At 66.7% G+C, this 19354-nt stretch carries 16 protein-coding genes; 5 read left to right on the top strand and 11 right to left on the bottom strand.

All coding sequences use genetic code 11. The features are described from left to right. Positions 1 to 196: 196 nt before the first annotated feature. The 9 genes from AC5YGJ_RS11745 to AC5YGJ_RS11705 all read right to left on the bottom strand — a co-directional run bounded on the left by AC5YGJ_RS11745 (position 197) and on the right by AC5YGJ_RS11705 (position 11331). A complete protein-coding gene (locus tag AC5YGJ_RS11745; RefSeq protein ID WP_107231543.1) occupies positions 197 to 910 on the bottom strand; it encodes a response regulator transcription factor in 714 nt (237 codons plus the stop codon). Continuing rightward, complete coding sequence (locus AC5YGJ_RS11740) at positions 891 to 3551, bottom strand: ATP-binding protein (RefSeq protein ID WP_249842164.1); 2661 nt, start codon at positions 3549 to 3551, stop codon at positions 891 to 893. Before AC5YGJ_RS11740 ends, AC5YGJ_RS11745 begins: the two co-directional genes overlap by 20 nt. Positions 3552 to 3602: 51 nt before the next feature. Then, the gene (gene kdpC, locus AC5YGJ_RS11735) at positions 3603 to 4253 is read right to left on the bottom strand and encodes a potassium-transporting ATPase subunit KdpC (protein ID WP_496186633.1); all 651 of its coding nucleotides are present in this window, start codon (positions 4251 to 4253) and stop codon (positions 3603 to 3605) included. Next, the gene (kdpB, locus tag AC5YGJ_RS11730; RefSeq protein WP_249842162.1) at positions 4250 to 6307 is read right to left on the bottom strand and encodes a potassium-transporting ATPase subunit KdpB; all 2058 of its coding nucleotides are present in this window, start codon (positions 6305 to 6307) and stop codon (positions 4250 to 4252) included. The genes kdpC and kdpB overlap by 4 nt, the downstream gene beginning before the upstream one ends. A 10-nt stretch (positions 6308 to 6317) precedes the next feature. Next, complete coding sequence (kdpA, locus tag AC5YGJ_RS11725; protein ID WP_496186632.1) at positions 6318 to 8027, bottom strand: potassium-transporting ATPase subunit KdpA; 1710 nt, start codon at positions 8025 to 8027, stop codon at positions 6318 to 6320. Between the two features lie 11 nt (positions 8028 to 8038). Then, positions 8039 to 8131 carry a potassium-transporting ATPase subunit F gene (locus AC5YGJ_RS11720; protein ID WP_005407770.1) on the bottom strand — a complete coding sequence of 31 codons (93 nt, stop codon included), beginning with the start codon at positions 8129 to 8131 and terminating at the stop codon, positions 8039 to 8041. Between the two features lie 174 nt (positions 8132 to 8305). Further along, positions 8306 to 8971 (bottom strand): hypothetical protein, encoded by a 666-nt coding sequence (locus AC5YGJ_RS11715; protein ID WP_249842160.1) that lies wholly within the window; start codon positions 8969 to 8971, stop codon positions 8306 to 8308. Between the two features lie 18 nt (positions 8972 to 8989). Then, positions 8990 to 9649, bottom strand: a complete 660-nt coding sequence (pyrE, locus tag AC5YGJ_RS11710; protein WP_057498237.1) for an orotate phosphoribosyltransferase — start codon at positions 9647 to 9649, stop codon at positions 8990 to 8992. Between the two features lie 1031 nt (positions 9650 to 10680). Continuing rightward, positions 10681 to 11331 carry a hypothetical protein gene (locus AC5YGJ_RS11705; protein WP_496186631.1) on the bottom strand — a complete coding sequence of 217 codons (651 nt, stop codon included), beginning with the start codon at positions 11329 to 11331 and terminating at the stop codon, positions 10681 to 10683. A gap of 627 nt (positions 11332 to 11958) precedes the next feature. Here AC5YGJ_RS11705 and AC5YGJ_RS11700 point away from each other — a divergent pair. The 4 genes from AC5YGJ_RS11700 to AC5YGJ_RS11685 all read left to right on the top strand — a co-directional run bounded on the left by AC5YGJ_RS11700 (position 11959) and on the right by AC5YGJ_RS11685 (position 14867). After that, entirely contained in the window at positions 11959 to 12321 is a 363-nt protein-coding gene (locus AC5YGJ_RS11700; RefSeq protein ID WP_496186630.1) for a hypothetical protein, read from the top strand. 130 nt (positions 12322 to 12451) lie between these two features. Next, on the top strand, positions 12452 to 13258 hold the full coding sequence (locus AC5YGJ_RS11695; RefSeq protein ID WP_107231550.1) for an exodeoxyribonuclease III: 807 nt from the start codon (positions 12452 to 12454) through the stop codon (positions 13256 to 13258). Then, entirely contained in the window at positions 13255 to 14559 is a 1305-nt protein-coding gene (locus AC5YGJ_RS11690) for an AmpG family muropeptide MFS transporter (protein WP_496186629.1), read from the top strand. Before AC5YGJ_RS11695 ends, AC5YGJ_RS11690 begins: the two co-directional genes overlap by 4 nt. A 77-nt stretch (positions 14560 to 14636) precedes the next feature. Continuing rightward, the gene (locus tag AC5YGJ_RS11685; protein WP_005420465.1) at positions 14637 to 14867 is read left to right on the top strand and encodes a hypothetical protein; all 231 of its coding nucleotides are present in this window, start codon (positions 14637 to 14639) and stop codon (positions 14865 to 14867) included. A 78-nt stretch (positions 14868 to 14945) separates the two neighbouring features. Here the strand turns inward: AC5YGJ_RS11685 and AC5YGJ_RS11680 are convergent, their stop codons facing one another. Beyond that, a complete protein-coding gene (locus tag AC5YGJ_RS11680) occupies positions 14946 to 16073 on the bottom strand; it encodes an anhydro-N-acetylmuramic acid kinase (protein WP_309336880.1) in 1128 nt (375 codons plus the stop codon). Positions 16074 to 16138: 65 nt separating this feature from the next. Then, positions 16139 to 17611 carry a M23 family metallopeptidase gene (locus AC5YGJ_RS11675; protein ID WP_107231552.1) on the bottom strand — a complete coding sequence of 491 codons (1473 nt, stop codon included), beginning with the start codon at positions 17609 to 17611 and terminating at the stop codon, positions 16139 to 16141. 166 nt (positions 17612 to 17777) lie between these two features. Here AC5YGJ_RS11675 and tyrS point away from each other — a divergent pair, with 166 nt between their 5' ends. Next, positions 17778 to 18989 carry a tyrosine--tRNA ligase gene (gene tyrS, locus AC5YGJ_RS11670; RefSeq protein ID WP_309336882.1) on the top strand — a complete coding sequence of 404 codons (1212 nt, stop codon included), beginning with the start codon at positions 17778 to 17780 and terminating at the stop codon, positions 18987 to 18989. Positions 18990 to 19354 lie beyond the last annotated feature (365 nt).

Raw genomic sequence — 19354 nt, 5'->3', positions numbered from 1 at the left:
GCGCCCGGCACCCGCCGAAGCAACATCAACCTCAACATCAAGAGCGGGCTATCCGCGGGACACCGCCCCACCTCTGACAGTTTCCCGGTGCTGTTGGTAGGTGTCGGCCTTGGTCGACACAGCAGTTCCACGCTATGCGTGGATGCTCTTCCCAATTCGCTTGTCTGGTGGGTGCCGACCGTTGGTCGGCACACCCTCACCCCTTGAACCGCAATCCCACGCCTGGTTCGGTGAACAGGTAGCGCGAATCCAGTGCCGAATCGCCCAGCTTGTGCCGCAGCTTGCCGACCAGGATGCGCAGGTAGTGGGTGTCATGCTGGTGGGTCGGGCCCCAGATTTCCTGCAGGATCTGCGGCTGGGTCACCACCCGCCCGGCATTGCGCAGCAGCAGCGACAGCAGCGCGTATTCCTTGCGGGTCAGCGCCACCGGCTCGCCATCGAGCGCCACTTCGCGGCGTACCAGGTCCACGTGCAGGTGGCCATCGTCGAACACCGGTGGCGTGCCGTCGGTCGGCACGCTGCGGGTGCGCAGCAGCGCCCGCACCCTTGCCATCAGTTCCTGGGTACCGAACGGCTTGGTCACATAGTCGTTCGCGCCGTTGTCCAGCGCCCGCACCTTTTCCGTTTCACCGGCACGCACGGTCAGCATGATCACCGGCACCTGGCTCCACTGCCGCAGCTGCTCCAGTACCTCATGGCCTTCCATGTCCGGCAGGCCGATGTCCAGGATCACCAGGTCCATGTCTTCGCTGGCCGCCATCTGCAATCCCTGCTGGCCATTCTCGGCCTGGCGCACCTGGTAGCCCTGCGCGCGCAGGCTGATGTCCAGGAACCGGCGGATCTGGGTTTCATCATCGATCACCAGCACGCGCGGGGCCGGCGCGCTGGCATCAGTCGGAGTCGGGCTCATCGTGGGACGCTGGCTTGAGCAGGGGCAGGGTGATGCGGATCAGGGTACCGCGACCATCGCGTCCTGGCAGCGCCTGCACGCTGCCACCGTGCGCGCCGATCATGCCCTGGCAGATGGTCAGTCCCAGGCCGGTGCCGTGGCGGCCGCGGTCACCGCGCTCGACGCTGTAGAACATGTCGAAGATGCGTGCGCGCTCGTCGTCGGGAATGCCGGGGCCGGCATCGATCACGTCGATGCGCAGCTGCCCGTCCAGTTCGCGCGCCTGCACCTGCACGGCGGCGTCGGGCGGGGAGAACTTGGCGGCGTTCTCCATCACGTTGAACACCGCCTGTTCGACCAGTGCCGGGTGCACCCAGATCGGCGCCAGCGTGGGCGGAATGTCCAGTTCCAGCCGCACCTTCGGCTGGTAGCGCTGCAGGCGCCGCGCCGCCGAGCCGATCAGCTCATCCACGCCGATCCAGTCGCGGTTGATCTTCAGGCCTTCGTGGCCGAGCCGGGTCATGTCCAGCAGGTTCTGGATGTAGCGGTCCAGGCGTTCGCCCTCGACCAGGATGGTGTCCAGCAGGGCGCGGCGGTCGGCGCTGTCCATCGCCCCGCCATAGCTGGCCAGGCTGTCGGCCGAACCGATCATCGCCGCCAGCGGCGAGCGCAGATCGTGCGATACCGAGGAGAGCAGCGCCGAGCGCAGGCGCTCGGTCTCGTTGCTGACGTGCGCCTGTTCCAGTTCGGCCACCAGACGGGTGCGCAGCGCGGCCTGGGCGATGTCGTCGACCATCGCCTCGGCCAGCTGGCGCTGCTCGGGCAACAGGCGTGCCTGGGCGCCGGGCAGATACAGTCCGGCCACGCCGATCGCGCGGTCCTCGCCATCCAGCAGCGGCAGGAACCACCACTGCGCGCCGGCCAGGGTATCGGTGAAGCGACCGCTGGGCTGGCCGTGGCGCAGGGCCCAATCGGCGGCCGCCAGATCGGTGTCGCCTGGCTGGCTGCGGCCGCCGGTGGCGGTGTCGGCGCCGATCCGCAGCCACGCCGGCACGTCCATGGCCTGTTCCAGCGCGTGCCGCCCGGCTTGCGCCACCTCGCCATTGCCGGCCGCGCTGGCCAGCTGGCGGCCCAGCTGCTGGCGCGCGCGGGCGTGGCGGTTGGCCGCGCGCAACGCGATCACCTGCATGCGCAGGCGTGAGGCCAGGCGGCCGGCCACCAGTGCCGCGGCCAGGAACAGGAACACGGTGATCACGCCCTGGCGCGCGCCGATGGCGAAGGTGAAGCGCGGCGCGATGAACAGGAAGTTGTAGGCGAGGAAGCACAGGATCGCCGCCATCACCGCCACGCTGGCGCGGGTACGCGCGGCGACCAGCACCACCGCCACGATGAACACCATCGACAGGTCGGCCATGCCCACCCAGCGCTCGGCCAGCCACGCCACGGCACAGGCCAGCGCGGTGGCGATCAGCGCCTGCACCGGCTCGTAGCTGATGCCGCGCCCGGGCGGCAACAGGCCTTCGCGTCGCGATCGCGCGCGCGCCTGCGGGGTGCTGATGATGGTGATCTCGTAGTGCGCGCCGCGCTGGATCAGCTGCTGGGTCAGCGTGCGGTTGAACATCCGTGCCAGCGGCCGTTCGCGGGTACGGCCCAGCACCAGAGTGGATACACCATTGTGCGCGGCATGGTCGAGCAGGGCATCGGCGATGCTGGAGCCGTGCAGCAGTTCGGCGTCACCGCCCAGCCGCCGCGCCAGCGCGAAGGCCGCATCGATCTCGCGCCGGGTCGCCTCGTCCTGGCGCCGGCTCTGCACGGTCACCACCGTCCACGGTGCGTCGCGGCGTTCGGCGATGCGCCGCGCCACCCGCACCAGGTATTCGCTCTGGCCACCCCCATCGATGGCCACCAGCACGCCACGCCGCAGCGGCAGGTTGCCTTCGCCGCGTGCGGCACGGGTCTCGCGCAGGCTGCTGTCAACGCGGTCGGCCGCCTCCTGCATCGCCAGCTCGCGCAGTGCGGTCAGATTGGCGGGCGAGAAGAACGCCTGCAACGCCTGCGCGGCCTGCTCGGGCACGTACACCTTGCCCTGCTGCAGGCGCGCGATCAGCTCGCGAGGCGGCAGGTCGACCAGCACGATGTCATGCAGGCGATCGAGCACGCCGTCCGGCACTGTCTCGCTGACCCGCACGCCGGTGATGCGCATCACCACATCGTTGAGGCTTTCCAGATGCTGGATGTTGACCGTCGTCCAGACATCGATGCCGGCGTCCAGCAGTTCCATCACATCCTGCCAGCGTCGCTCGTGGCGGCTGCCCGGCGCATTGCGGTGCGCCAGCTCGTCCACCAGCACCAGCGCAGGACGCCGTGCAAGCACGGCGTCAAGATCCATCTCCTGCAGGGCGTGGCCGTGGTAGGCCACATCCTTCAGCGGCAGCTGCGGCAGGCCTTCCAGCAGCGCCTGGGTATCGGCCCGGCCGTGGGTTTCCACCAGCCCGACCACCAGATCGACACCGCGGCGCAGCTGTTCCTGCGCGCGGGTCAGCATGGTGTAGGTCTTGCCCACCCCCGGCGCCGCACCGAGGAACACGGTGAGCTTGCCGCCGGCTTCGCGTTGCAGGCCTTCCACCAGGGCATCGGCCTGGCGGGTACGCACATCAGTCATGGGTGCCGCTGTCATGCCGGCCATTGTGCGCGCAGCGGGTGCAGGCCGGCATCACGGCGCCTTGGCCGCGTGGTCCAGGGCGAAGTTCAGCGTCACCACGTTCACCCGCGGCTGGCCGAACACGCCCCACTGGCGTCCTTCGGTATGGGCCTGCACCAGTGCCCGCACCCGTTCCACCGGCAGCCCGCGGGCGCGCGCCACGCGGACCACCTGCAGCTGGGCCGCGGCCGGCGACAGCTGCGGGTCCAGGCCACCACCGGACTGGGTGACCAGATCGGCCGGCACCTGCGCCGGCGCCACGCCTTCGCGTGCGGCCACGGCGGCCGTGCTGGCGGCCACGCGTTCGGCCAGTGCCGGGTTGCTGCGCGCCAGGTTGGAACCGGCCGCCGCCATCGGGTCGTAGTTGGCCGCCGATGGCCGCGCCTGGAAATAGCCTTCGGCGGTGAACGGCTGCGCCAGCCACACCGAGCCACGCACCTGGCCGTTGCCATCGCGCAGCAGGCTGCCTTCGGCCTGGCCCGGGAAGGCAAGGCCGGCAAAGCCGGTGGCGATGCCGGCATAGACCGCACCGGCCAGCAGCAGCGTGGCCAGGCCCAGGCCGATCGCCGGGCGCCAGCTGGCACCGTCCTGCAGGCTGGCCACGCGGGCCTCGGCTTTCGGTTCGCGGGACAGGGAAGACGAAGTGGAAACAGAACGGTTCATGCGCCGAATACCAGGACAAGAAGGAGGTCGATCAGCTTGATCGCCGCGAACGGCAGCAGCACGCCGCCGAGGCCGTACACCAGCATGTTCCGGCGCAGCAGCGCAGTGGCGGTGGCCGGGCGGAAGCGCACGCCACGCAGGGCGAGCGGGATCAGGGCGGGAATCACCAGGGCGTTGAAGATCAGCGCCGCCAGCACCGCGTTGCGCGGGCTCGACAGCTGCATCACGTTCAGTGCGGCCATGGTCGGAACCGCAGCGGCAAACAGCGCCGGCAGGATCGCGAAGTACTTGGACACATCGTTGGCCAGCGAGAACGTGGTCAGCGCGCCGCGGGTGATCAGCTGCTGCTTGCCTACCTCCACCACCGCCAGCAGCTTGGCCGGGTCCGAATCCAGATCGACCATGTTGCCGGCTTCCTTCGCCGCCTGCGTTCCAGAGTTCATTGCCAGGCCGATGTCGGCCTGGGCCAGCGCCGGGGCATCGTTGGTACCGTCACCGACCATCGCCACCAGGCGACCGCCGGCCTGTTCCTGGCGGATGCGCGCCAGCTTGTCTTCCGGGCGCGCCTCGGCGATGTAGTCGTCCACACCGGCCTCGGCGGCGATGGCGGCGGCGGTCAGTGGGTTGTCACCGGTGATCATCACCGTGCGGATGCCCATCGCCCGCAGCTGCGCGAACTTCTCGCGCATGCCGTGCTTGACCACGTCCGACAGCTCGATCACGCCCAGTACGTGGCGGCCCTCGGCGACGACCAGCGGGGTGGCGCCATTGCGTGCTACCTGCTCGACGCGTCCGCCGAGTTCGGCCGGCACGCTGCCGCCGTGCGCCTGCACGTGGTTGCGGATCGCATCCAGCGCGCCCTTGCGGATCTGGCGACCATGTTCCAGGTCGACACCGGACATGCGGGTCTGTGCACTGAAGGCCAGGTAGTCGGCATGCTCCGGCTCGGCGGTGGCGCAGCCCTGTTCGCGGGCCAGGCGCACGATCGACTTGCCTTCCGGGGTCGGGTCGGCCAGCGAGGACAACAGCGCCGCTTCGCGCAGCTGGCTGGCATCGATACCGGCCAGCGGATGGAAGTGGCTGGCCTGGCGGTCGCCGTAGGTGATGGTGCCGGTCTTGTCCAGCAGCAGCACATCGACGTCGCCGGCCACTTCCACCGCCTTGCCCGACTTGGCCAGCACATTGGCGGCCAGCGCTCGGTTCATGCCGGCAATACCAATGGCCGGCAGCAGGCCGCCGATGGTGGTCGGGATCAGGCACACCAGCAGCGCGATCAGCAGCAGCGGATCGACCTGCACGCCAACTGCAGCGCCGATGGCCGGCAGCGTTGCCACCACCACCAGGAAGGTCAGCGTCATCGCCGCCAGCAGCAGGGTCAGCGCGATCTCGTTCGGGGTCTTCTGCCGGTTGGCACCTTCCACCAGCGCGATCATCCTGTCCAGGAAGCTGTGGCCCGGCTCGGCGGTCACCCGCACGATGATCTGGTCGGACAGCACCTTGGTGCCGCCGATCACGCCGGAACGGTCGGTGCCGGCCTCGCGCAGCACCGGTGCCGATTCGCCGGTCACCGCCGCTTCGTTGATGGTGGCCAGGCCCTGCACGATCTCGCCATCGGCCGGCACCAGTTCTCCAGCACTGACGATCACGTGGTCGCCCGGCCGCAGTTCGGCGGCTGGAACCTGGGTTTCGGCGGCATCCGGCTGCGGTGCCGCCAGCCGGCGTGCCACCAGATCCTGGCGGGCACGGCGCAGCGAGGCGGCCTGGCCACGGCCGCGGGCTTCGGCCACGGCCTCGGCGAAGTTGCCGAACAGCACGGTCACCAGCAGGATCGCGGTCACCGCCAGGCCGAAGCCCAGCGGCGCATTGCCGGTCAGGGTGACGATCGCTGCCACGATCGTGCCGGCCATCACCACCGCCATCACCGGGCTGCGCACCAGGTGCATCGGCGACAGCTTGCGCACCGCCTCGATCAGCGCACGGCGCAGGCCGGCGGCATCGAGCAGGGCAGGGCGCGGCGCATGGGAACTACGGGTTGAACTTGCATGACTACTCATGGGGGTGTCCTCAGTGCAGTCCCAGGCTCAGGTGGTCGGCAATCGGGCCGAGTACCAGCGCCGGCATGAACTGCAGCACGGTCAGGATGACGATCACCGAGACCAGGGTCAGGGCGAAGGTCGGCGTTTCGATCTGCAGGCTGCCGGCAGATTCCGGCGCCTGGCGCTTGGCGGCCAGCTGCGCAGCCACTACCAGCGGGATGATCAGCAGCGGGAAGCGGCCCAGCAGCAGCACCAGCGAGCAGCTCAGGTTCCACCACAGCGTGGCGTCACCCAGCCCTTCGAAGCCCGAGCCGTTGTTGGCATAGGCCGAGACATACTCGTAGAACACCTGGCTGATGCCATGGAATCCGGGGTTGGAGGTGCCGGCCAGGCCGGGCACGGCCAGGGTGATTGCGGTGAACACCAGCAGGGTGATCGGCTGCAGCAGTACCAGCAGCGCCAGCAGGCGTACCTGCGGTGTCTCCAGCTTGCGGCCGAACAGTTCCGGCGTACGCCCGGTCATCAGGCCGGCCAGGAACACGCCCAGCAGCAGGTACACGATGAACTGCTGCAGGCCGCAGCCGATGCCGCCCCAGATGGCGCTGACCAGCATGTTGACCATCGCGATGCCACCACTGAGCGGCGCCAGCGAATCGTGCATGCCGTTCACCGAGCCATTGGAGACCTGGGTGGTCACCGCCGCCCACAGCGCAGTGCCATCGGCGCCGAAACGCACCTCCTTGCCTTCCATCAGCAGCGGGGTGGCGGCGCTGGCGCTATGGCCCTCGCTCCACATCATCGCGCCGGTGGACAGCAGCGACATGCCCAGCATGCAGCTGAACACCAGAACGCCGAAGCGTCGGCGGCCGGTGAAGGCACCGATCATGAAGATCACCGCCATCGGCACCAGCAGGATGCCAAGCACTTCCAGCGCGTTGGACAGCGGCGTCGGGTTTTCCAGCGGGAAACTGCTGTTGGGGCCGTACCAGCCGCCACCATTGGCCCCCAGCTGCTTGGCCGCGACCATCGCCGCCACCGGGCCCAACGGCAGTTTCTGCTCGGCCATGCCGGCGCTGGCATCGATCGGCGTGGCCTGCGGCCCGCCCGCCATCGTCGACGGCACGCCCTGGCTGGTCAGCAGCAGGGTCCACACCAGGCACAGCGGCAGCAGGAAGCGCACGCACAGGCGCACCACGTCCACGTAGTAGTTGCCCACCGCCACCTGGCGGTCATCGCCGGCGCCGGTGGCCGCCGCAGCCTGCGGCGCACGCGAGAACAACGCGCGCAGCGTGGCCACGGCCAACGCCAGGCCCATCATCGGCGTTACCACCTGCAGACCGGTGATGCCGGTCATCTGGGAAAGGTAGGACAGCTGCGCCTGGCCCGAATAGTGCTGCTGGTTGGTGTTGGTCAGGAACGAGATCATCGTGTGCAGCGCGGTGTCCCAGCGCATGTTCGGGATCTGGTCCGGGTTCAACGGCAGCCAGGCCTGGGTCATGAACACGGTCTGGGTCAGCACCGCCACCACCACGTTGCTCAGCACGAACGCCAGCACATAGCCGCGCCAGCTCATCGAACGCGATGGATCGACACCGAACGCCCGGTACAGCGGTTTCTCGATCCAGTGGAACAGCACGTCGACCTTCATCGGCGTGCCACGCATCACCCGCGCCAGGTACACGCCCAGCGGCCACGCCAGCACAACGCTGACGGCAATAATCACAAGCATCTCAGTCATGTCAGGCTCCGTCAGAACGACTCGGGCCGCAGCACGACATAAAGCAGATAGGCGGCGGCGACCAGCACCAGCACGCCACACAACAACGACAGCCAGGGGGACATTGCAATAGCGTCCTGGTGGAACCCCTCCACCTCAGGCCGCCATCGTGGTCCTGACGCCCATAAACGCACTACACGCCGGACCGGGCCGGCGCGTAAAGAGTGCATAAATTCAGCGGCTCAACCCGTAACCGGGCCCGGGGTAGCGCCGGGCCAGGCCCGGCGGAGGCAGCGCCGTCAGCCCGCCGGAGCGTTCGCCGGCGCCAGCCCCTTCAGCTCGCGATAGCGCTGCAGGGTGCTTTCGATCTCGGCCTTCAACGCCTGCTGCTGCTGCGCGAACCCGGCCAGCAGTCGCTGCTGGGATTGCAGCTGCGCGTGCCGCTGACGGATTGCCTCGGCCTGCTTCTCGGCCACCGGGGCGCCCCCCAGTTCGCGGTCGCCGGCGGCCGACAACAGCGCCACCAGCGATTCACGCATGCTGGCCACGTTGTACTCGGCCGTCTTGAGGTTGTTGTCCAGCACTTCCTGGCGTTCGGCGAACACCCGGCGCAGGTCGTCTTCGCTGCCATAGGTGGACAGCATGGCCTGCTCGGTGCGCTGGCGGGTCTGCACGGCCATCAGGTCCAGCTGCTGCTGCGCCGCGGCCGTGCTGGCCTCGGCGCGCTCGGCGTCGGTCAACGCGCGCTGGACCTGCGCGTTGCGCAGGCCGCTCTTCGCATTGAACTCCTCGCGGGCGTGGTTGACCGCATCGGCCGGCAGCGAATCACTGCAGATCCGTTCCTTGCCCTCGTTCCAGCAGTACAGCTTCTTCTCCACCTTGCCGGGGTCGCGCGACTGCGCCGGCACGGTGAACGGCACGGCCAGCAGCAGGCCGGTGAAGAGAACAGCAGGAACGCGGGACATGGCCTTTCCCCTGGGTGGTCAGCGGGTCGAACGAACGCCGTACTGGGCCCGGTAGGCTTCCAGCGGCTGCCGGTAGCCCACAAGTTCCGGGTTGCCGGAGGCGAAATCAAGCAGGTCGGCCAGCGACGCCACGGCGATCACCGGGATGCCTGCTTCTTCGGCCACCGACTGCGCGGCCGAGCGGCGGTCGGATTCCGAGGCGATCTCCTGACGGTCCAGCGCCACCACGATGCCGGCCGGGGTACCGCCGGCGCCGCGGATGATGGCCAACGCCTCGCGGATCGCGGTACCGGCGGTGATCACGTCGTCGACGATCAGCACGCGCTTGCCATTCATGTCGGCGCCGATCAGCTGGCCGCCTTCACCATGGTCCTTGGCTTCCTTGCGGTTGAACGACAGCGGCAGGTCACGGCCGCGCTGGGCCAGCTCGCAGGCCATCGCGGTGGCCAGCGGAATGCCCTTGTAGGCCGGGCCGAACACCACGTCGTACTTGATCCCGGTGGCGTCGATGGCATCGGCGTAGCAGGCGCCGAGCTGGGACAGCAGCGAACCGGAGTCGAAGCGGCCGGCGTTGAAGAAATAGGGGCTCAGGCGGCCGGACTTGAGGGTGAACTGGCCGAAGCGGAGGGCGTCGGCGGTCAAGGCCAGCTGCAGGAAACGGTGGCGGTGGTCGCTCATCAAAATTCGATTCATCTTCATTTGGAGCACAAATCCTAATCCAGCTGGGCGTTTCGCGCTCGTTTGCCCCGCCGTGAAGGCCCGCCCGGGGGCCGCCGGCAGACTGCGCAGCCCCGCAGGCAACCGGTATGCTTGCCCGGTTTCCCGCCGCAGGTTCCCCCGCATGCGCACCACCAGTGCCCGAGGACGGGTACTCAAACGCGGAGAATGTTTGGGCGGCCTCGCACCGAGACCGGGCAAGGCGCTATCTGCGGCCATAGTTACCCGGCAGACGCGGTCGTCCGTATCCGAGCATGCGATCGCCCCGAGACACCCCGTACGCCGCGCAATCAGGAAGCCACCCGTGATGCACGTTGTGGCGCACTTCGCCGTGACATCGGGCAAGCTGCTGGCTGGTCTGGAGGCGTATGCGGTCTTGGATGGTATCCGATACGCCGCTGCCGCCGTTGGTGACGCACGGCCGTGATCTCCAACCCTCGGTACGCCCCCCGAGGTTACTGCTAGCGGCGTAGGGTGGGTAAGTGATGCGATGGGTTTAAACGCTACCCAGTTGTTACCCGCCGACGGTTACGGTGCCGCTACAAGGGCCGCGACCGCACATCGGCGGCTCGTTTCCCCAGTTGCTGCCAGGACGGTCCATTCCGCCATTTCCGCCTGCGGCGCCACTGCCACCGCCATCGCCACCGCCACCTCCTTCGTCAATAGGTACGGGAAGGGCTCCTTCGCGCGGCGTCTGACCTTCGCCCACCCAGTTTGATTCAAAGTTCTCGTGATAGACGGTGCAATGCGTTGGATTACAGATCTGATAAGTGGTCCCTGTTGCCCAGGCGAAAAGGGGGACGTAGTCGATTGGCGCACGAGAATCTTTGATGATCTCCAGCGTTTTTCCGTCCGGTACTGGCGACTCCACTCTACAGTCCGTGCAGAAGTATGGTCCTCGCTCAAAGGCCAATGTGCTTGCGGCAACTGCAAGTCCTGCAGCAACCAGCAGGATGAGTATTGCGTTTCGTTGCGAGATGCGGAGTCCGGTCCTACCTGCAGCACGAGTCATGTATCTGATTTCCTTTTCTTATGGCAAGCGACAGTTGTTGTGCGCTCAGTGCTTTGTCCAATGTGCTTACTTGCTGAACTGGAACCACCGACGGATCTGCGATACGAACAGCTTCAAAGTAGGCTCTGCTCGTAACTGGGTCCTCATCGATCAGTACGCCAGCGTGGTAGGCATTGCCAAGTTGTAGAAGTGCATCCACGCTTCCTTGGTTGACCATCTCTTCCAGATAGCCAACGGCTCTTTGTTTGTAATCTTTCACGCGATCAGGATCGCGTAGGAGTTCTGCGCGTCCGCCAAGAGCGGACTCTGAATCCGCGGCATAGAGGAGCCGCGCTCCTATATTTCCTTGCTCTGCTGCAAGCGCTAACCACTTGCTGGAACTGAATTCGTTCTCCACAGAAAGGTCGCCGCACGCGGCCACCACATCCTCCGGTGCGTGAAGTGCGCTGCCTCTTGATGCACGCCTGCTGATATTCGCGCATTCATTGAGCTTGAGAAAAATTCCATAGGATGCGGTGGCGTCTCCGGCTGCGGCCTGCGGAGTGAGTTCCGCTATGACCTTGTCAACGGTCCCGGTTGGGACTCGGCCGAAATCTTCAACTGCGAAAGCTCTTCCGGACAGTTGCCGCACGCGAACTGCCCTGTTTGCCGGCGATTGTGGTGACGAGGCTGCAACAGCGGAGGTTGATGTACTCGAAGAATGTCCAGTGGCTGGTGCAGATGAAGTGGCAGTAGTGTTCTTGCGCTCTGCCTCCGTTGTGTCTTTAGCCGTTGAGTAATGCCAGATGCCTGACCCGATCAAGATCATGGATGCAGATAGAACGAAAAATGTACTTCTTCGATGCATTACGTTCCTTTGGGTTGAAGATCGAAGGTTTGGCGCCACGTTGCACATCAACAAACGGAAGGGATTGGCGCTTGATGACCGTTTGGTTGGTGCGGTGCGCAAGCTCTCGATTGGTACTTAGAAGTTCTCAGGTCAGCGGGGCGCTGTACATAGTGGTTTCTTCTGGCATTTCGTAGGAAAACCTCGCATTGACGTTGCTCTGGAAGTCAGAGTTGGTCCTTTCGGTTTGAGCTGGCAATAGACGGGCTTTGGTCCGTCGCTGCCGAGTTCCGAGGCCCCTGGTTTGGCAGATGCCAATGAAATAGCGCTTTCACGGCTGGTACGCCGTCTATTGCCCACCATCCGCCGCGTCTCAGGCGGTGCGACTGGGCCGGAGCACGATCGTGGTTCTTTCACCACGTTGGCGGCTTCATGAAAATTCCCGTTTTGCGCTCTCCGCGGCCGGTGTACCCGATTGCAGAAGCGTTGCTGGTTCATGGGATTGTGGTTGTTGACACGATGAGGACGCACGCCCAGCGCCTGGCTCAGGAGCTCCGGGACGTGCTCGGGATTGAACCGGCAGATTCCGAGCGAGAGAACGCCGACTTCTTGCTTCACCTGTCGTGCGACGTAGAGCCCGTGAACGAATATGGCTGGATGGACTACTACGTCCACAGTGGGGTCTGCCCGGTAGATGCCATGGACGCGAAGGAGCTGGTGCGTACCGCTGTCCGTCAGTGGGGCATGGCCAGGAAGCCCGACTACTTCATCGCCCGGGTGGCCTCCGATCGGTAGCATTGGAGCGCAGCCGGAAGTAGGCTTGCCGACGCAATGTGTTGGTACACAGCGCCTGAAGCAGTTGGTACTGGTGTTGGTACGGAAGGCACTAAGCCCAATAGACCTCATTTAAGAACAATAGGTTACCGTGACTTTTCGCATCATCAGTTTCAACGCCAATGGCATTCGTTCGGCCGCAACCAAGGGCTTCCTCGACTGGTTCCGGGCCCAGGACGCCGACGTCCTGTGCATCCAGGAAACCAAGGCCCAGGAAGACCAGCTGACCGACCCGATGTTCCGCCCGGACGGCCACCACTGCTTCTACCGCGACGCCATCACCAAGAAGGGCTACAGCGGCGTGGCCATCTACAGCAAGCGCGAGCCGGACCAGGTCATCACCTCGCTGGGCTGGGCCCCGTTCGACGACGAAGGCCGCTACATCGAGGCCCGCTACGGCAACCTCAGCGTGGTCTCCTTCTATATCCCGTCCGGCAGCTCGGGCGACCTGCGCCAGGGCTTCAAGTTCGAAGTGATGGAATGGCTGCGGCCGATCCTTGAAGAGTGGGCGCGCAGCGGCCGCGACTACGTGCTGTGCGGCGACTGGAACATCGTCCGTTCAGCACTGGACATCAAGAACTGGAAGTCCAACCAGAAAAATTCCGGCTGCCTGCCGGAGGAGCGCGACTGGCTCAACGCCCTGTGCGCCGACCACGGCCAGGCCACCGATGTCGCCGCCGGTCGCGGCTGGGCCGATGCCTACCGCCTGCTCAACCCCACCGGCGAGGACTACACTTGGTGGAGCAACCGCGGCGCCGCCCGTGCCAACAATGTCGGTTGGCGCATCGACTACCAGTTCATCACCCCGGGCCTGCGTGAGCGCCTGCGCAGCTGCTCGATCTACCGCGACGAGCGCTTCTCCGACCACGCCCCGTTCACCGTGGACTACGACCTGTGACCGAGGCGGCCACGCCGGCCAGCTACAAGGGCTGGGCCGGGATCAAGCGCGCCTTCGGTACGCCCTCGGCACTGACCATGGCCATGCTCGGCTTCGGCAGCGGCCTGCCATTCCTGCTGATCGCCTCGCAGACCCTGTCCACCCGCCTGCGTGATGTCGGCCTGGACCTGGGCAGCATCGGCCTGATCAGCCTGGCCAGCTTCTTCTACCTGCTCAAGTTCCTGTGGGCGCCGCTGCTGGACCGCTATGCCTTCCCGCTGCTCGGCGGACTGGGACGCCGGCGCTCGTGGCTGCTGGTATCGCAGGTGATGCTGCTGGTCGGCCTGGTGGCGTTGGCATTCGTACGCCCCGAGCAGGGGGTGTGGCCGCTGGTGGCGTGGGTGCTGGTGGCCTCGTTTGCCGGCGCCACCCAGGATTCGGCGGTCGATGCCTACCGTATCGAGATCGCCCCGCAGACCGCCCAGGCCGCACTGGCCGCCACCTATACGCTGGGCTACCGGATCGGCCTGATCCTGGCCGGGGCCGGCGCGCTGTACCTGGCCCAGTTCGAAGGCTGGATCGTTGCCTACCTGGCGATGGCCGCGCTGATGCTGCTGCCGATCATCACCACCCTGCTGTGCGCCGAACCGGAACGTCCGGCCACCACCGTGCAGCGGCGCATCGACGTGGCCGAAGCGTTCGTGCAGCCGATCACCAGCTTCTTCAGCCGCAATGGCGTGGCGCTGGCCCTGGTGTTGCTGGCGTTCGTCGGGTTGTTCAAGTTCCCCGACCAGGTCATCGGGGTGATGGCCGGTCCGTTCTATCTCGACTCGGGCTTCGACAAGGCCGACATCGCCACGGTGTCCAAGCTGTTCGGCGTGTGGATGGGCATCGGCGGCGCGTTCCTCGGCGGCATCGCGGTGGCGGCCTTCGGCTTCCGTCGCATGCTGCTGGTCGCCGCGCTCGGCGTCGCGCTGTCCAATCTGGCCTTCCTGCTGATGGCGCACAACCCGGGCAAGCTGTGGGCGTTCTACGCTGCGCTCAGTGCCGACAACCTGTTCCAGGGCTTCGCCGGCACCGTGCTGGTGGCCTTCATGTCCTCGCTCACCGACCGCAATTTCACCGCCACCCAGTACGCGCTGCTGGTGTCGCTGGCCAACCTGCCCGGCAAGTTCGTCGGTGGTGTGTCCGGCTATATCGTGGAAGCCACGTCGTACAGCACGTTCTTCATCCTCAGCTCGATCACCGTGGTGCCGACGCTGCTGCTGCTGGCGTGGCTGTGGCCGCGCATCGTCGACCGGACCCCGCCACCGGCGGCCTGATTGCCTGCCCGCCCGGTCTGCGGGATCATCGCCCCGACGCGCCGAGGGGGCGGTGCCTTGCGAACGGGGAAGTGAGCATGGCCGACGTTGTGCTGCGGGACCTGGACCCGCTGCTGCTGGAACGCATCCGCCGGGTCGCCGTGGCCCGCGGCTGGACCCATGAACAGACCTGCGCCGCGCTGCTGGAGCAGGGGCTGTTCAGTAGTGAACTGGAGGTCCGCTCCGGCTTCGGCGATCCCGAAGTTGACGCACTCTCTGATGCCATCGCCGCGCTGCAGGCCCTGCCGGCAGGGCAGGGCTTCGATTGATCTGATCGCCACTCGCCGGGCATGGCCCGGCGCTACCACGTGCTTTTGTAGAGTCGAGCCATGCTCGACTGCTTCTGCTCACGCCAGATGGATCGCACCCAGGATCCGCGGCCCCTTGGCCCCGGTCACGCTCGGCAGGTTGCCGGCCAGTCCGTCCAGCGTCCGCTGTGCCAGCCACGCAAACCCCATCGCTTCCACATACTCCGGGTCCAGCCCATGCACCGCGCTGGACTCCACCTGCACGCCCGGCAGCCGTGCGCTCAGCCGCTTCATCAGCTGCCGGTTGCGCACGCCGCCGCCGCACACCAGCAGCCGGCGGGTCTGCGGCTGCTGCGCCAGCAGCGCGTCGGCCACCGTCGCCACGGTCAGTTCCAGCAGGGTGGCCTGCACGTCGGCGGCGGCGAACTGCCCTTCCCCCATGTGCGCCTCGGCCCAGGCCAGGTGGAACTGTTCGCGGCCGGTGCTCTTCGGCGGCGGCAGATCGAACCAGGGGTCCGAACGCCAACCGGCCAGCAGGCTGTCATCCACCGCACCGCTGGCCGCGTAGGCGCCGTCGGCATCGAAGGTGCGGCCGGTGTGGCGCTGGCACCAGGCATCCATCAGCGCGTTGGCCGGGCCAGTATCAAAGCCACGCACCTGGCCCTCGCGCGGGATCAGGGTCAGGTTGGCGATACCGCCCAGGTTGAGCACCGCACGGTCCTCGTCGGCCGCACCCAGCATGCCCAGGTGGAAGGCCGGCATCAGCGGCGCGCCATGGCCCCCGGCCGCCACGTCGCGGCGGCGGAAGTCGCTTACCGTGGTGATCCCGGTCAGTTCGGCGATGCGGTTGCCATCGCCCAGCTGTACGGTGAACGCTGGGTCGGCCAGTGGCCGATGGCGCACGGTCTGGCCGTGCGAGCCGATCGCACGCACCTGGCGGCGGTCCACGCCGGCCTCGGACAGCAGCTGGTTGGCGGCCTCGGCGAAGTGGATGGCGATCCGCGCATCCAGCTCGCCCAGTTCCTCCAGCGAGTTCAGCGGACCGCCTTCGCCCAGCGCCACCAGGCGTGCGCGCAGCACCGGCTCCCAGCGGGCGGTCAGCCCGTGCACGAAGCGGCAGCCCCCGCTGTCGGGGAACTGCACCAGCGCGGCATCGATGCCGTCGGCGCTGGTGCCCGACATCAGGCCAAGGTACAGGGGGGCGTCAGTGTCGGCAGTGGTGTTCATGGCGGGCATAAAAAAAGGACGCGGCAAGCTTGGGCTGCCGCGTCCTTCTTCGTCAACGCAGGGGCTCAGCCGCGCTTGCGGCCGGTCGCCTGCTTGTCCTTGGCGCTGGCCACCTCGGGGGCGGCCTCGTCGCGGCTGGTCGGTGCCGGGCTGGCATCGGCGTAGATCAGCTTCTCCATGCCCTGGATGCGGGCCATCGCCGGCGCGGTCTGTGCGCGGAAGGCCACCAGCTCGGCACCCTTCAGCGGCTCCGGCGGCGGCATGGTCACGGTCAGCGGGTTGCGGTGCTCGCCGTTGACGCGGAATTCGTAGTGCAGGTGCGGGCCGGTGGCCAGGCCGGTCGAGCCGACATAGCCGATCACCGTGCCCTGCGCCACGCGCTGGCCGGTCTTGATGTTGGCAAAGCGCGACATGTGCCCGTACAGGGTGGTGTGGCCGCGGCCATGGTCGAGGATCACCACGTTGCCGTAGCCACGCTGCACGCCGGCAAACTGCACGCGGGCGTCGCCGGCGGCCATGATCGGGGTGCCGGTACGCGCGGCGTAGTCCACGCCCTTGTGCATGCGCATCTTGCCCAGCACCGGGTGCTTGCGCGCGCCGAAGGTCGAGCTCAGCCGTGCGAACGGGATCGGCATGCGGATGAAGCTCTTCTTCAGCGAACGGCCGTTGATGTCGTAGTACTCGGACTTGCCGTTGCGGTCGAAGCGGAAGCCGGAATAGGTCTTGCCGCCGGTGGTGAAGGTCGCCGCCAGGATCTTGCTGGTGTCCACCTTCTCGCCTTCGCGCCAGGTTTCATCCATCACCACGCTGAAGCGGTCGCCCGGCTGCAGGTCCTTGGAGAAGTCGATGTCGTACTTGAAGATGTCGTCTGTCATCGTCGCGATCGCCGACGGCGACAGCCCGGCCCGGCGCGCGGCCGCATACAGCGAACTGGTGATTTCGCCGCTGGTGACCACCGTGCGCGTGGAGGTCTCGCGCTGGGTCACCTTCTCCTTGATGTCATCGCCGGCCAGGCTCAGCTCGACCCGGTTGTCGGCATCGCGGTCGAAGCGGATGCTGCGCAGGTCGCCGGACAGCGGCATGTCGAAGGCGATCTCGGCGCCCGGGCGAAGCTTGGTCAGCGCCTCGCGCGCGCCGGGGTGGTCCAGTACCCGGTGCAGGGTGGTGGCCGGGATACCGGCTTTGTCGAACAGATCACTCAGGGTCTGGCCGCGCTGTACGCGCAGCACCTGCCAGCTGTCACCGGGCACCTGTTGCTGGCGGGCCAGGGCCAACGGCGGCAACGGCAGCGCCAGGCTGGTATGGCTGTCGGCGAAGGGCGCATCGATGGTGTGCGAGAAGCCGGGGACGATCGTCGCCACCAGCGCACCGATGGTCGCGAACAGGCTGGCATGCATCCAATGGCGCCGGGTCCAGCGTTCATTGAAGGCGGCGGGAAGGTGTTGCCTGAGCTTCCGATGCAGGGCGTTGTCGTGCAGGACGTGGAGGCGTTCCTGGAAGCGCTGCTTGCGTGCGCGCCCTTGTTCGGAATTGTGCATCGGCGATTTTTCCTGACGGCCCGGGAGCGCGGGCCTAAACGCCGGTTACCATAGACACCTGAGAAAACCGCGTCAAACCCTTGTGCCCATTGGCTTTTGTGAAGCCAATCGGGTTAACTTTGCTTTAACACCCCACACAAGAATCGGCGTTGCCGGGAGTAGTCACGTGTCCTCGATTGAAGAAGCCCTTGCCCTGATCGGCCGTGGTGCCGACGAGATCCTCAAGCTCGAGGATCTGCGTGCGCGCCTGCAGGAAGGCCGTCCGCTGCGGATCAAGGCCGGCTTCGACCCCACCGCTCCCGACCTGCACCTGGGCCATACGGTGCTGCTGAACAAGATGCGTCAGTTCCAGGACCTTGGCCACCAGGTCATCTTTCTGATCGGCGACTTCACGGGCATGATCGGCGACCCGTCCGGCAAGAGCCTGACCCGCAAGCCGCTCAGCCGTGAGGACGTGCTGGCCAACGCCCGCACCTATGAGGAGCAGGTGTTCAAGGTGCTGGACCGCAGCCGTACCGAAGTCCGCTTCAATTCGGAGTGGTTCGGCAAGATGGGTGCGGCCGACATGATCCGCCTGGCCGGCCAGCACACCGTGGCGCGCATGCTCGAGCGCGACGACTTCGCCAAGCGCTATGCCGCCCAGCAGTCCATCGCCATCCACGAGTTCCTGTACCCGCTGGTGCAGGGCTACGACTCGGTGGCCCTGGAAGCGGACGTCGAGCTCGGCGGTACCGACCAGAAGTTCAACCTGCTGATGGGCCGTGGCCTGCAGGAACACCATGGCCAGAAGCCGCAGGTGGTGCTGACCATGCCGCTGCTGGAAGGCCTGGACGGCGTCAACAAGATGTCCAAGTCGCTGGGCAACTACATCGGCATCAGCGAGCCGGCCATCGACATCGTCACCAAGACCATGAAGGTGGACGACACCCTGATGTGGCGCTGGATCGAGCTGCTGTCGTTCGACATCAGCCAGGCCGAAGCGGTGCAGCTGCGCGAGCAGGTGGCCAATGGCGGCCTCAACCCGCGCGTGGTCAAGCTGCGCCTGGCGCGTGAACTGGCGACCCGCTTCCACGACGCCGCCGCGGCCGAGCAGGCCATTGCCGGCTGGGAAGCGGCGGTGACCGGGCAGGGCGACATCACCCAGCTGCCGCTGCAGGACGTGGCGATCCCGGCCGAGGGCCTGCGGATTGCAGCGCTGCTGACCGCGGCCGGGCTGACCCCGAGCAACTCCGAAGCCAACCGCAAGCTCAAGGAGCGCGCGGTGAAGGTCGACGGCGAAGTAGTGGAAGATGGCCAGCAGGTGCTGCAGCCGGGCTTCGAAGGCCTGCTGCAGGTCGGCAAGCGCACCTTCGCCCGCGTGCGCCTGGTCGCTGTCTGAGACAAAGGAAGGGCCGGCGCCAGCCGGCCCTTCCTTATGTCCTGTAGGGCCGAAGGCAACGGCAGGAGCCGTTGCCAACGTCGCTTGCGACGGCCCGCAGGGGGCCGGGCAGGACGCCCGGCATAGCCCGCGCTCGGCTGCTCTTCACGGGATCCTCCCGCAGTGCGATGCATGAACGGATGCAACATCCGTTGAAAAAAATCGCCACACCCCCTTCACAAATGATGCAGATGGGGACATACTTCTCCTCCCACGTCGCAGGGGTCGCCACCAAGGGGCTTCAGCGACAACAGGGCGCCCACCACCGCCGAACGAGATGATCGAACGAAGGTGTTGACAGACTGAAAAAGTCTGACATAATGGGC

It is taken from the genome of Stenotrophomonas sp. CS3K5 (assembly GCF_059515225.1).
This window is presented reverse-complemented; position numbering and strand designations above follow the sequence as displayed.